The organism is Scytonema sp. NUACC21 (genome assembly GCF_054684315.1).
Window position 1 is genome coordinate 31,990 of sequence record NZ_BAAFZH010000045.1, and the last position, 14,589, is coordinate 46,578.

The following is a 14,589-nucleotide window of genomic DNA, read 5'->3' on the forward strand; positions in this document are numbered from 1 at the left end:
ATTGGCGGGGAATTTTTTTCACACTAGACTAAAAAAGTATGAAGGATGAAGTATAAAGTATAAAGGATGGAAAACAAAAAATTTCAGTACAAGTATAAGGATGGAAAACAAAAAATTTCAGTAGAAAAATCATCACTTATATTTCACATTTTATACTTTATCCTTCATCCTTTACCCTTTATCCTTATTTAAATATGCTTGAGCATGATGTAATTATTATCGGCGGTGGATTGGCTGGATGTCGTGCAGCAGTAGAGATTGCTAGAACTGACCCCAGCCTCAACGTGGCTGTAGTAGCAAAAACCCACCCCATTCGCTCTCACTCTGTCGCCGCACAAGGTGGTATTGCCGCGACTCTAAAAAATGTGGATTCCAATGATAAATGGGAAGCTCATGCTTTTGACACTGTAAAAGGTTCTGACTATTTGGCAGACCAAGATGCAGTAGAAATTCTTACCCGTGAAGCGCCAGATGTAGTCATCGACTTAGAACACATGGGTGTGAAATTGCCATTAAAATTTTTCCTTATCCGCCTCATCCTTCTTTGCCAGAAATAGCTACCATGTCTCACCACGCTCAAGCAATGCTGGCAACAAGCTTGGTGGCGCTGGCAGATTTAGATGATGTTGGTGGGCGCGATATCAAGCGACTTGATGATGCTGTAGATTGCGCTTACGAAAGGCTCTACCAGATGTTGGCACACCAGAAGGACGTTCCTGGAGTTCTTGAGCCAATACTACTGCTCGTTTTGGTGATTCGCTGCCTGGAACGAATGGCAGACCATGCAACTAACATTGGTCAACGTGTGGCTTACATTGTTACTGGTCAGCGTCAGTAAGAATACAATCGTGAGTGGGGTGGGACTGCCACCGTACCCGCTTGCTTGGCGAGGAGTTCACATTCGGTTGAATTGAGCTTGAGTTTTGTTTTGAATCCTACTAGCATAGAAATAATGTAAGGCATATTGACTCACAATGGAAGGAGAAAGAAAGCTGTCTATCAGGATTCCAGAGCAAGAACTAAAAATTCTTGAGGCATACTGTACCCAAACCTCAAGGACAAAAACCGATGTGTTGCGGGAGTATATACGCTCTCTGTTAAAGAAACTGAAGGATTCTGAGGGATTGTGAGCGTTATAGCAGCTAGTTCATTACCCTTTAATATTACCTATTTCTCTTGGTAGATGTACTTACTGTTTAAGGGATTCTATAAATTGATATGGTGATACTTATTTTGCTTTAGGTAAAAAATTTAGTAAAAATTATATAGATTAGAATTGCTTATAAAAAAGATGGGCAAATCCCATATGTCCTATAAAAATTAAATATTTGTTAATTAGCATACATTTCATCAAAAGCTTACCTGTTCTTAACCTTTTACGCTTACATTAGGCAGAAACAGCACGAAAGTTGTTTGCTATCTTACAGATGGCATTGGTGTAATTAATTAAGCAAATGAGTATCACACGTCGGGATTTCTTGCTGTTGCTAGGAGGGAGTGCAAGTACGGTTGCACTAGGTTCCCTAGGAGGATGCAACACAAAAGCTGCAGTGCAGCCTACCACACAAGATTTAAAAGCAGCATTTACGTTTAAACCAATTAAAGGTCCGATTCCCTTAGAAACAGCTGGATTCCGACCAGAAGAACAAATAAAGCAATACAAGACCTATGAGATACAGGATGATTTGATATTGCCAGAAGGATACCAATACCAAGTTATCGCTGCATGGGGTGACAAGGTAGGCGATTCTCGTTTCGGCTACAACAACGACTATTTATCATTTATACAAACAGGGGAAAACGAAGGATATTTATCAGTTAACTTTGAATACATTAGCGCCATACCTTGGATGCAAACATATCAGCAAGTGATTGGGAAATCACTGCCGATTGATGAGGTGAAAGCAGCGCTAGAAGCAAGTAAATCCGGAAAAAACGAAGTAAATGCTTTCGCATTGCCAGAAAAAGATTCAAAAAAGGCTCAAATACGAGAAATTTGTAAAGAAGCGCTTTTGGATCAGGGATTGGGTATTATCTCAATTCGGAAAACAGCGGATGGGAAGTGGAAACGCACAAATTCAAAAGCGGATAGACGAATTACTGGTGTGTCAGGTTTAGAAGATGGGCGGTATCTAAAAGCAACTGGACCTGCAGTCACAGTATTCCGCAAAAAGCAGGGCTTGGGATATGTAGATAAGTTGGGCACGCGCATTATCGGTTCTTTCGCCAACTGTGCTGGTGGAACAACACCTTGGGGTACAGTTCTCAGTGCTGAGGAAAACTTCCAAACTCAAGTCCCCGAACCAGTACACGCTGATGGTACATCCTTCGATCCCGGTAAGCGACCATTCGCTTTAGGTGATGAGGAATTATTCGGACAAGGTAATGTTTTTGGTCTAGCAGGAAATAAATATGGCTGGATTGTGGAAGTCGATCCAGCTAACCCAAATGACTACGGGACAAAACACACTTGGTTGGGACGGTATCATCATGAAGCCGTAGGGGTACGCGTAGAAGCAGGACAACCACTCGCGTTTTACTCGGGTTGCGATCGCAGGGGAGGACATATTTATAAATTTGTCAGCCGCGACAAAGTGAGCGATCCCAAAGATAAAGCTAATTCCCGGCTTCTGACCCAAGGAATGCTTTACGCAGCAAAATTTAACTCTGATGGTACGGGGCGCTGGATTCCTTTAAAAGCCGATACACCCATCGATCCCGATCTTCCCAGCACAATTGTTGGAAACGTAATTCGTTTACCAAAAGGTCCTGTAAAGGTAACATCCGCACAAAGCTCGGGGGGCTTCCAGCAACTTTCACCTCAGCTTCAGGGAGGGGATTTTGAAGTCAATCAAGACGTGCAAATTGCGGAATACAAGAAAAAATTCAAACAACTGGGCGACCTGTACATTGGCACTCCAGAAGAAAAACAAGGCGTTATTTTAATTGATGCTCACTATGCAGCTAATGCAGCAGGTGCAACTTGTACTGCACGTCCTGAAGATACAGAAATAGCCCCTAATGGTCACTTGTATATTAGCTTTACCTCTGGTTCACCTGATAGTGAGGGTGGTCCAGATACCAGAGTGTTCAATGGTCCCAAAGGTGAAACTCCCTATGAATATGGCTGGGTAATGCGTTTGGTAGAAGATGGTAACGCTCCAGCAGCAATGAGTTTCCGTTGGTCAATGCTAGCAACTGGTGGTGAACCTTCTGCTGGTGGTATGGGTTTTGCTAATCCAGATAATTTATTACTAGACACAGATGGTAGTGTCTGGATGGTGACAGATATGTCTACTGGCAAGATGAATAACTCTGTGAACAGCCGCAGTAGCAAAGACGGAAAACCAGCTAACTTATCTGGTTTGTTTGGTAACAATGCTTTGTGGCACATTCCTACCAGTGGGGATGACGCAGGTAGGGCTTTCTTGTTTGCTATCGGACCAATGGAGTGTGAAACCACTGGACCTTGTTTCGACCCGTCAAGGCAAACAATGTTTCTTTCTATACAGCATCCAGGTGAAGCCAATGGCACCCGTAAAAATCAACAATCGGAAACTAGAGAATTTCTTTTGACTACAACTACAGGGGAAGAATTTTTACAATCTCGTCAGGTGCCGATTGGGTCAAATTGGCCAAGCAAAGATCCTGGCACGCCCCCTAAACCGGCTGTTGTGGCTATTTCTAGGTCACGCGTTGTTTGATTGCTCAACCAGCATAGATGACTCTGAATTCTATTGCTGGTTTAATTTTTCTTTTGAAAAAATAAATTTTGATCGCTGCCTACCACCACTCAGATCATTTCTTAATAAATCTTTGGAAAGAAAAATACCATAAAGAATCAAGATTACAAGACAATAATCCTATGTCAGATGGCAATTATATGCTCTGAAATATTACCAAATTTACGACTTATTTCTACTTTCGTAGAGCAATACTTGCCACAGGCAGATCTGTTGACGGCAAATGCCATTGTAACTCTCAGTATTAATTTGACGCTTAAGTATATACTTACCTTTCTTCATGGTTTCACGTTACCAAAGACTGTTACCTACAAGAATCTACCTTTTGACTGAAGCTGAAGCGCAAGCACATCAGCGTGTTAGCACTCGAGAGCAAAAACTCCCAAGAGGTAGCATCTCGCGATGGCTATCCAGCATATGTTTGGTAGCTTTGGACTCAATCAACCACTCTTACTCCACCAAATCATTCCACAAGCATGATGTATTCTACAAGTCGCATACAGAACACTGACCAGCCTCAGAACTCTAACTCCACTGGTCAGCTTCCGCAACGCTTATTTACACGCCGTGAAATAATTCCCGCACGCAATGACGTTTTATGGCGCATTGAGCGGGGAGCAGTTCGGACATTAACGTGGAGTGAAGACGGAACATTTATCACTTTAGGTTATTGGGGAACTGGAGAACTAGTAGGCTACCCTTTGTCCAAAGTTAAGCCCTATCAAATTGAGTGCCTAACTAGTGTAGAAGCTACCATTGTTCCACCTCATTTATGGAATCAAGATATCAATGCCTTACTGTCTCATATTCAACAGGCAGAAGAACTTCTTAGCATAGTCCATCGTAAACCAATTTCTTTACGCTTGTGGCAGTTTCTCGTCTGGCTGAGCGAAAAATTTGGTCGTGACGTGGAACAAGGTAAACTAATTGAGCTAAATGTCACCCACCAGGAAATGGCAGAAGTTTTAAACACAACAAGAGTGACAGTTACACGACTTCTTCAGCAGTATGAGGAAGAAGGAATTCTATTACGCCACAAACGCCGTATTATTTTGCGATCGCAAGATAAGAAATAACTAACAGTAGTGGTGTTTGAGTAGCTTTAAATCACAATGAACATCTGGTACAATTCTCACAGAATCTGAATAAGTAAATCCCCCAAAAGATATGTATTTTGGAGGATTGTACCACAATGTGGTTAGTTGGTGTGAGTGAGACGAAAACAATGACAAAACTATCCAAGAAACTTCTGAAGTTAAGCCCTGTTGTGCTTGCTGCAACGGTTTTCACGGCAAATAGTGCTCTAGCTGGAGAAATTAACGAACAGGTGAATTCCGTTGCTCAATTAGAACAACAAAACCAGAACCTCGGTCAGGTTACATCTGTATCGCAGTTTTCCGACGTTCAGCCTACTGACTGGGCATTCCAAGCATTGCAGTCCCTCGTAGAGGGGTTATTCATCCTTAAGTTACTTACATAGTTTTCCTTTCCACGCACTCAAGATTGACAAATCTTTTGTGAGGCGAATGCAGGAAAATCAAGAGAATATGGGATTAGTTCCAGCAATGATTGGGATTGCCCATTCAATGGGAATGAGTGCCATTGCTGAAGGTGTAGAAACTCCAGAGCAATTAGCTCAGCTCCAAAGCTTAAACTGTGATTATGCCCAAGGGTACCTATTTTCTAAGGCAATAGACTCAGAATCAGTACTGAACTTAATTGCGGCAGCACCTCAATGGTAAATCCAAGGAAAAGATATGAATAAAGATCCATCATCCACTCCTGGCAACATTCTCATAGTTGACGATCAGCTTGATAACCTGCGAGTATTATCAACTATCCTGGCAAAGGAAGGATTTCATGTTCGCAAAGCGCTTAATGGACAAATGGCTCTGACTGCTGTAAAAACCTTACCCCCAGATATTATTTTACTAGATATCAATATGCCAGAAATGGATGGCTATGAGGTGTGCGAACGATTAAAAGCTAATCCAGAAACTAGCAGTATACCTGTGATTTTTATCAGTATTCTAGATGATGTCTTAGATAAGGTTAAAGGAATCAAAGTTGGCGGCGCGGACTACATTACCAAACCATTTCAATTTGAAGAGGTGGTAGCACGCGTACAAAATCAACTCATCATTCAGCGTCTTCAAATTGAACTTCGAGAAACTAACCAAAAGCTCTTAGAGCAAAATGCTTTATTATTATCGGAAATAGAAAAACGAGTGAAAGTAGAAACAGCTTTACAAGCTGCGAATAACAAGCTGCGAGAGTTAGTCTGGGTAGACGGCTTAACACAAGTAGCTAACCGACGTTACCTAGATGATTGCTTGAAACGTGAGTGGCAGAGGTCTGCACGAGAGCAAACGCCTCTTTCGTTTATTTTATGTGATATAGACTATTTCAAATCCTACAATGATACTTACGGACACGTAGCTGGTGATGATTGTTTGAAGAAGGTTGCTCGTGCTATTTGTCATGCAGTGAGGCGTCCGGCAGATGTGGTAGCTCGTTATGGAGGAGAAGAGTTTGCCGTTGTTTTACCGAACACAAATTTTTCAGGAGCAGTACGAGTGGCTGAAAATATTAAGTTACGGGTAAAAGAACTGAAAATTTCTCATGCTTCATCTTGTGTAAAAGATTATTTAACCTTGAGTATGGGTATTGCAACTAAAGTCCCCAGCCATAAGTCTTTGCCAGAGACCTTAATTGCTGCTAGTGACAAGGCTCTTTATCAAGCTAAACTACACGGGCGTGATGGATACTGTGCTTGTATACCTGTTTCTCGCAAAAATTCCTCGGAAAATCCCTCCGATATAAGAGAAATTAAATGCTGGCATAACAACTATATCTTTGAGGAAGAGTAAAATTTTAATAAAGAGTAGAAAAAAATAGTGATAATTCTGTAAAATGACACGAAAATGTACTATAGTTGATTGTCCAGTTACAACTTTTTAAAGTTGCTTAGTAAACAATTTGTGAATATCCTAATCAATAAAGCATTGTTTTTTAAAAATGCATTTACATAGAGATTACAAAGGTAATATTTTAGTTGTTGATGATACACCAGATAATCTGCGTCTGTTATCTGCAATGCTAACAGCACAAGGTTATGAAGTCCGTAAAGCATTAAATGGTAAAATGGCACTGACTGCCTGTCAGATGGTTTTGCCAGATGTTATTCTGCTTGATATCAATATGCCAGGTATGGATGGCTATGAGGTTTGCAAACAACTCAAAGCCAATGAGAAAACTCGTGAAATTCCAGTAATTTTTATTAGTGCCCTAGATGATGTGTTAGATAAGGTAAAAGCCTTTGATGTAGGAGGGGTAGACTATATTACCAAACCTTTTCATGGGACAGAAGTTATATTGAGAATTGAAAATCAGATTAATTTACGTTTGTTACAAACTAAACTTAAAGAACAAAATTTATTATTGCAAAAGACCTTAAGCGAACTAAAAGCAGCTCAAGTCCAACAAATTCAAAATGAGAAAATGGCAGCATTGGGACAGTTAGTAGCAGGAATTGCCCATGAAGTCAATAATCCTATCAGCTTTATCTATGGCAATCTTGAGTACGTCAGTCAATATGTACAACAGTTAGTCAATGTCATTGAAGTTTATCACGAGGAGTACCCATATCCCACACCTAAAGTTCAGCAAACAATTAAGGAGATAGACCTAAATTTTTTGATGAATGACGTGCAGAATTTGATGGGGGCAATGTACAGGGGAGCCGATCGCATTCGACAAATAGTACTGGCGCTACAAAACTTCTCCAGACTTGACGAAGCTGAGATGAAATCAGTTAATATCCATGAAGGTTTAGATAATACTTTGATTATGTTGCAGCATCGACTTAAAGAAACAGCCCATCGTCCCGCTATTGCTGCAATTAAAGAGTACAGTAGTTTGCCTATGGTGATTTGTTATCCCAGCGAACTCAACCAGGTGTTTATGCATATTTTAAATAATGCGATTGATGCTTTGGATAGGGGAGTGAGGGAATCGACAGACACAGCAGAAGGGGCAGACAAGGTAGCAAATTCGTCCTTGTCCTCCTTGTCCCATTCTTGTCGTACACCTGAAATTCGCATTCGCACCCAATTGACAAGCGATAAGACGACTGTCAAGATTTGTATTGCTGATAATGGACCTGGGATGGACGAGTCAGTACGAGCGCACTTATTCGATCCATTTTTTACAACAAAGCCTGTCGGTAAAGGAAGCGGGCTGGGATTATCAATTAGCTATCAGATTATAGTACAGAAACATCAGGGAAAAATTAGATGTTACTCATCTGTTGGACAAGGCTCGGAGTTTATCATCGAAATTCCCGTTAAACAAGCATTAGAGTATGCTGAGTGCTGAAGAGAGAAGGGAAACAAAACGATAAAAATCTTCACCTCCATCTCAAAACCGGAGTAGCCGTCTAAAGTTGGCACCGAACTCGCAAAACTTTTGAAAGCGACGTTCTACATTTTTCTATTGCATAGCATAATAGAATTGTGACTGATTTGTTAGACCCTTTACGTTCGCTTAAGGAAGGTCACTGGTTCAAGCTAATTTGCGGAGCCAGTTTCCAACATCTCCCAGCTGTCAGAAGCTTAACATTAGCCTACACTTTGGCGGGTGCTGACTGCATAGATGTTGCCGCCGATCCATCTGTGATTGCTGCAGCCAAGGAGGGGCTGCAAATTGCATCCGAGTTGGCTAGTAGATCTGGTGAGCAACTGGGATTTGGGTGGGGCGAAAAGAAGCCACTGTTAATGGTCAGCCTCAATGATGGGGAAGACCCCCATTTTCGCAAAGCTGAATTTCATTTCAGGAAATGCCCCACAAACTGCGACAGACCATGTGAAAAAATTTGTCCGGCGCAAGCAATTGTTTTTGAGGACGGAAATAGCAACTTTTCGGGAGTTTTATCTCAGAAGTGCTACGGTTGCGGTCGTTGCGTACCAATATGTCCATATGATATAATTTATACGATGTCATATGTATCAACACCAGGAGCGATCGCACCATTGATACTGTCAACTGGGGTGGATGCCATAGAAATTCATACAAACGTTGGGCGTTTGGCAGAATTTCAAAGATTGTGGCAAGCAATCTCGCCGTGGGTTGAGCATTTGAAGTTAGTAGCAATCAGCTGTCCAGATGGTGATGGTCTGATTGATTACCTTCGTGCTCTGTACAAGGTCATGAGTCCCTTACCGTGCGCCCTAGTTTGGCAAACAGATGGTCGTCCCATGAGTGGAGATATTGGCAATGGCACAACATTAGCCGCCATCAAATTAGGGCAAAAAGTCTTGGCAGCTAAATTACCCGGATATGTGCAGTTGGCAGGAGGAACCAACGGCTACACTGTTGCTAAATTAAAGGCAATAGGTTTGTTACGTCAAGGAAGAGAAAGAGGGACACACACACAGAACGAGGGAAACTACCCTCACTCCCTCATTCCCTCACTCCCTCACTCCTCCATAGCAGGAGTAGCTTACGGGAGTTACGCCCGAGTACTGCTGTCACCGATTCTCGAACAGTTAGAACAAACGGAGGTGAGTAAAGCCAGTGTCAAAACAGTTGTCCGTCTAGAAGAAGAACCTTCATTGCTCTGGCAGGCTGTCAAGCTTGCGTATTCTCTCGTTTCCCAACTCAAGTCGCAGCAATAGGGATATTCATCCCAAAATGCGCCTTTTGGACATTCTCGCTCAGGAAATACCCTTACACGGAAATGTCCTCGCTATCTCTAAAAACCGTCACCATAGAAAGCATGACGATTACAGAAGATCTCCAAAAACTGTTAGATATCTTGCCCCAAGACCTACGGCAAATTCTAGAAAAGCATCCACAACGAGATAGTTTAGTTGAAGTGGTCTTGGATTTGGGTCGTCGCCCAGAAGCTCGTTTCCCTTTGGGTGCTGAGTATCTGAGTGAATTACCCGTTACTCAAGAACAGATAGATGATTGCATTCAAAGAGTGGGAACTTTTGGTGGAGATAATCGGGCAGGAATTGAGCAAACCCTGCACAGAATCAGTGCCATCCGCAACCGAAACGGCAAAATTATAGGTCTAACCTGTCGTGTTGGTCGGGCAATCTTCGGCACAATTGGCACGATCCGCGATTTGGTAGAAACTGGAAAGATGTCAATCGATTAATTGAAAGAATTACTCGTGCCGATCGGAAACTGACAATTGTTCACGGACCTAGTGGTGTAGGTAAAAGTTCAACACTGAAAGCTGGTTTGTTGCCAGCTTTAAAACAAAAAATTATTGGCGATCGCTTGCCACTAACCGTTTTTTTGTCTGTTTATACTGATTGGATTGATACTATTGTCCACAATATAAATATGACATTTTCTCAATTTGAAATTAGTGACTTTTTTGAAGATATACAATCTGAAATTATCAAAAAAATAAAATTAATAACTGAGAAAAAATATACAGTTATTATTATCTGCGATCAATTTGAAGAATTTTTCTTTTTGAAGAAACAATCTCAAGAAAGAAGAGATTTTTATAAATTTTTAATTGAATGTTTAAATATACCTTTTGTAAAAATTATTCTTTCAATGAGAGAAGATTATTTATACTATCTATTAGAATTAGAACGGTACAGTCAACAAAATAAGACTGGATGCGACTTGAGTGTTATAAATAAAAATATTCTTGATAAAGATATACGTTATTATTTAGGAAACTTTTCCAGTCAAGATGCAATTCATATTATCAGAAATCTAACTTGGCGGTCTTATTATGAAACCCAGACTGAATTAATTAATCAATTAGTAAAAGATTTAGCTGGAGAAGTGGATGAAGTTCATCCAATTGAATTACAAATTGTAGGTGCTCAGTTACAAGCAGAAAACATCTCTACTTTACAAGAATATACTCGTAGCGGCGGTTCAGAGAAGCTAGTAGAAAGGTGGCTGGAAGAAGTTATTAAAGATTGCGGGCAGGAAAACGAATATATTAGCTGGCGATTACTTTTTGAGTTAACCGACGAAAAAGGTACAAGACCCCTTAAAACGAAAGCTGAACTTCTATCTGGATGTACCGAAGAAGAAGAGGGAAAAAATAAAACAGAAGGGCAAGAACTGCTTTGCTACATTCAAGAGAATAGTAACAACTTCCATGGAGACAAGGAAGCAAATTCCTCTTTGTCTTCCTTATCCGTTTCGTCCTCAAGATTGGAACTCATTCTAGAAATCCTTGTAGGTAGTGGATTAGTACTGCGAATGAGAGAAGAGTCAAGCGATCGCTACCAGTTGGTTCACGATTATTTAGTAGAACCTATTCGTCAAAAAAACAACTATGGTATTGCAGCCGAACTAGAAAAAATCAGACTGGAAAAAAAAAGAGCTGAAACAGCTCAAAAACTCAGTCAAGAAAAGTTAAATTTGATTTTACAAAAAAGACTGAGAGAAGCACGTTTGGTTGGTGTTGTGTTGACCGTACTGCTAACAACAATAGCAGGATTATGGTGGAACTCCAATTTACAAAAAAGAGCAGCAATGCGGCAAAGTTTAAGGGCTGAACGTAGTGAGACAAATTTGAAAATTAGTACTTTAACATCAGCGAGTGAAGCTTTATTTGCTTCCAATAAAGAATTTGATGCTCTTCTAGAAAGTTTGCGTGCATTTCAAAGTATGAAACAGGCAACTGGAGTTCAGACCGATACGCGGATGCGCGTGGCAACAGCCCTCCAACAGGCTGTGTATGGGGTTACGGAGGTCAACCGATTAGAAGGGCATCGTGACATTGTTTGGGCTGTCAGTTTTAGCCCTAATGGTCAGTTATTAGCATCAGGTAGTAGAGATCGGACAGTGAAACTCTGGCGTCGTGATGGGCTGTTACTCCAAACTCTCAAAGGACACAGCGATGCCATTACCAGCTTGAGTTTTAGCCCTGACGGTCAGACTTTAGCTTCTGCCAGTTTAGATAAGACCGTGAAAATCTGGCGCAAAAACCCAGTTACGGGAACTTTTAACCCATTACCTTTTAGAACTTTGGTAGGACACGAAGATTGGATCTACAGTGTGAGTTTTAGCCCTGATGGTACCTTACTAGCTTCTGGTGGCAGGGATGCTAGCATTAAGCTTTGGCGTAAGGATGGTAGCTTAGCCAAAATACTGCGAGGTCATCAAGGTTGGGTTAATTGGGTAAGCTTTAGCCCTGATAGTAAATTTATTGCTTCAGCCAGTGATGACAAAACAGTAAAACTTTGGCGGCGAGACGGTAGTTTGGTTAAGACTTTACTGGGGCATAAAAAGGGGGTGACTTCCGTAGCTTTCAGTCCTAACGGTCAAATGTTGACTTCAGCCAGTCGCGACAAAACAGTGAAACTTTGGCATCGATTGCGGTCTAATAGTCAAGACGGCTTAATTTTTCGTCCTGGGAAAACTTTAGAGGAGCACACCTCTACAATTTGGAGTGTCAACTTTAGTCCCAACAGTCAACAGTTAGCTTCCGCCAGTGATGATAACACCATCAATCTCTGGAGTGTTAACGGAGCCTTACTGAAAACCTTTAAGGGTCACAGCGATGCTGTTGCTAGTGTGGCTTTTAGCCCAGATAACAAGCTTCTAGCATCAGCAAGTTATGACAAAACTGTGAAATATTGGAGTTTAGTAGCTCCAAAAGTTCCGATTTTAAAAGGTCATACTGATAGGGTCTTGAGTGTAGCCTGGAGCCCGGATGGCAAAATGTTAGCATCTGGCAGTCGCGATCGCACCGTCAAGCTGTGGCGGCGATATGGTTCTGGCAGTGGAATGAAAACCGGGCTTTACAAAACTCTGACGGGGCACAACGATCGAGTACCTAGTGTTAGTTTTGACCCATCTGGTCAAATGCTTGCCTCTGCAAGTTATGACAAAACAGTTAAACTGTGGCGGCATGATGGTTACTTACTGAAAACCCTAACAGGTCATAAAGATGGCGTCATGAGTGTAAGTTATAGCCCTGATGGAATGTTACTGGCATCAGCAAGTAAGGATAGAACGATTAAGCTTTGGAACCGAGACGGTAAATTGCTTGCCACGTTAAAAGGGCACAATGGTTGGGTTAATAGCGTGAGTTTTAGCCCGGATGGTCAGGTTCTAGCTTCAGCTAGCGATGACCAAACAGTCAAGCTTTGGCGACGAGATGGTACCTTGCTAAAAACTTTTTCTCCCCATGATGGTTGGGTTTTGGGTGTCGGCTTCAGCCCTACTGACCATTTGTTAGCATCTGCTAGCTGGGACAATACCGTGAGACTGTGGCGATGGGATGGGACGTTGTTAAAAACTTTACTCAAGGGCTACAGTGATAGTGTTAATTCTGTCACTTTTAGCCCAAATGGTGAAATCATTGCTGCTGCCAGTTGGGACAGTACAGTCAAACTCTGGAGTCGTGATGGGACGTTAATCAAAATTTTCAACGGTCACCAAGCTCCTGTACTGGGAATCAGCTTTAGCCCGGATGGTCACACATTAGCATCAGCTAGTGACGACCATACAATTATTCTATGGAATTTAGACATTTATGACTTGCTCAATCGTGGGTGCTACTGGGTGAGTAATTATCTTAAGTACAATCGTAACGTTGACCAGCGCGATCGCACTCTCTGTAATCAGGCGATCCGCCAGTCTTAAAGATGGGTGATAGCTATAAGCCCATGCGGGTTTCGCTTCCCAACAGATGACTATCACCATTTTGTTCCAAAGCTGCTTCTTGCTCTAAATTTTTCAAAAAGGTTTGCAGCCGCATCCGCTCAATATAGGGCCAGCCTCCTTCTGACTCAATATTGCGAAGTAGTGAGTACAGTGCTTGACGGTTATCAGGCAAACTCTGCTGAAAAGCCCCTTCCCGGATTTCTTGGTGTAATTGCTCTATCTTTCGTAATAAGGCTAAAAGAGCAATAGCGTCTCCTTGACACTTCGAGCGTGCATCATATACGGCAGATGCGATTGCTTGCAATTCAGGTAATATACTTACTGATTCCGATCCTTTGCCATTGTTGCTCATCTAAACCAGCTCCATAAAACTATTACAATACGGGGCGTGCATGGACATTGATGTTTTATTTTCTGCTTCTTTGGAGACCCCCGCTAACTTTTGGTTTAAATTTAATTTACTGGAGGTTCCTTGCTTTCACTATAAATCGAGGGACTGATAATCGCTGCCACTAGGGCGATCGCCTTTAGTGGGACTGTTCTCATTTGAAAAACATATGCTAAATTTTACACATACATACTACTAGTATGTGTTAAGCAGGTCTTAAGAACGGGTTAGAAACTAGACCGACACAAGATGTGTTGTATTGACGATCACAGACTTGAAAAAAAGTAAAGTGCGATCCCAGCTTGTAAATTTGATATCAGAACGTTTTGATTTTGAGTTAAAAAAAATCGTATGATCTGGCTGATGATTCGCTGATTTCCCATAGAACAATGGGCTGTATGTTAAACTGTCGATTCTGCTGCCACACTGTAGCTACACATCCTGTCAAGGTGTTGTGCTCTGGAAAATTAGGGGTTTTTGACTCTGGCAAAGGAAAGCTATCCGTTAAAGCACGTTTAGCAAGCAGTTTTACTACATAATTAATAATTTTTTACATTGAGGTTAACCATGAGGTTTCGCGCTTTAATCGTGGCACTCTTGGCTGTGTGCCTGGGGTTTCTAACAGCTTGTAGTGACGGTTCAAACACTGCTAGTACAGATTATCTGACCTATGAACAAATTAGGGGCACTGGTTTGGCTAACAAATGCCCTCAACTAGCAGAAACCAGTCGCGGTTCTATTCCCATTGATTCCAGCCAGTCTTACACCATAAAAGAACTTTGCTTAGAACCAACCCAATTC

General features: G+C 41.6%; 9 protein-coding genes and 5 pseudogenes. 13 read left to right on the forward strand and 1 reads right to left on the reverse strand.

The genetic code is table 11. The annotated features are described in order from the left end of the window. Window positions 1–194 precede the first annotated feature (194 nt). The 12 genes and pseudogenes from ACYRY3_RS05520 to ACYRY3_RS05575 all read left to right on the forward strand — a co-directional run. A pseudogene (locus ACYRY3_RS05520) lies at window positions 195–503 on the forward strand (FAD-dependent oxidoreductase); the annotation flags it as partial. Further along, window positions 503–838, forward strand: a pseudogene (locus ACYRY3_RS05525) (phosphate signaling complex PhoU family protein); the annotation flags it as partial. The pseudogenes ACYRY3_RS05520 and ACYRY3_RS05525, both read left to right, overlap by 1 nt. A 136-nt stretch (window positions 839–974) precedes the next feature. Continuing rightward, window positions 975–1,130, forward strand: coding sequence for a ribbon-helix-helix protein, CopG family (locus ACYRY3_RS05530; protein ID WP_460200708.1), 156 nt, complete (start codon window positions 975–977; stop codon window positions 1,128–1,130). Between the two features lie 324 nt (window positions 1,131–1,454). Beyond that, window positions 1,455–3,704 (forward strand): PhoX family protein, encoded by a 2,250-nt coding sequence (locus ACYRY3_RS05535; protein ID WP_460200709.1) that lies wholly within the window; start codon window positions 1,455–1,457, stop codon window positions 3,702–3,704. A 515-nt stretch (window positions 3,705–4,219) separates the two neighbouring features. Next, window positions 4,220–4,819, forward strand: coding sequence for a Crp/Fnr family transcriptional regulator (locus ACYRY3_RS05540; protein ID WP_460200710.1), 600 nt, complete (start codon window positions 4,220–4,222; stop codon window positions 4,817–4,819). A gap of 149 nt (window positions 4,820–4,968) precedes the next feature. Then, a pseudogene (locus tag ACYRY3_RS05545) lies at window positions 4,969–5,193 on the forward strand (iron uptake porin); the annotation flags it as partial. Window position 5,194: 1 nt separating this feature from the next. Continuing rightward, window positions 5,195–5,485, forward strand: a pseudogene (locus ACYRY3_RS05550) (EAL domain-containing protein); the annotation flags it as partial. 15 nt (window positions 5,486–5,500) lie between these two features. Beyond that, the gene (locus ACYRY3_RS05555) at window positions 5,501–6,613 is read left to right on the forward strand and encodes a diguanylate cyclase domain-containing protein (protein WP_460200711.1); all 1,113 of its coding nucleotides are present in this window, start codon (window positions 5,501–5,503) and stop codon (window positions 6,611–6,613) included. Window positions 6,614–6,761: 148 nt separating this feature from the next. Next, on the forward strand, window positions 6,762–8,120 hold the full coding sequence (locus ACYRY3_RS05560) for a hybrid sensor histidine kinase/response regulator (RefSeq protein WP_460200712.1): 1,359 nt from the start codon (window positions 6,762–6,764) through the stop codon (window positions 8,118–8,120). A 137-nt stretch (window positions 8,121–8,257) separates the two neighbouring features. Next, a complete protein-coding gene (ldpA, locus tag ACYRY3_RS05565) occupies window positions 8,258–9,418 on the forward strand; it encodes a circadian clock protein LdpA (RefSeq protein WP_460200713.1) in 1,161 nt (386 codons plus the stop codon). A gap of 101 nt (window positions 9,419–9,519) precedes the next feature. After that, window positions 9,520–9,891: pseudogene (locus tag ACYRY3_RS05570) on the forward strand (R3H domain-containing nucleic acid-binding protein); the annotation flags it as partial. A gap of 23 nt (window positions 9,892–9,914) precedes the next feature. Further along, window positions 9,915–13,379, forward strand: coding sequence for a WD40 repeat domain-containing protein (locus ACYRY3_RS05575; protein WP_460200717.1), 3,465 nt, complete (start codon window positions 9,915–9,917; stop codon window positions 13,377–13,379). 13 nt (window positions 13,380–13,392) lie between these two features. Here the strand turns inward: ACYRY3_RS05575 and ACYRY3_RS05580 are convergent, their stop codons facing one another. After that, a complete protein-coding gene (locus tag ACYRY3_RS05580; RefSeq protein ID WP_460200714.1) occupies window positions 13,393–13,752 on the reverse strand; it encodes a hypothetical protein in 360 nt (119 codons plus the stop codon). 603 nt (window positions 13,753–14,355) lie between these two features. On the opposite strand from ACYRY3_RS05580, the gene psbO reads away from it, so the two are divergent. Further along, window positions 14,356–14,589, forward strand: a 234-nt coding sequence (gene psbO, locus ACYRY3_RS05585) for a photosystem II manganese-stabilizing polypeptide (protein ID WP_460200715.1), incomplete at its 3' end; no start/stop codon positions are given.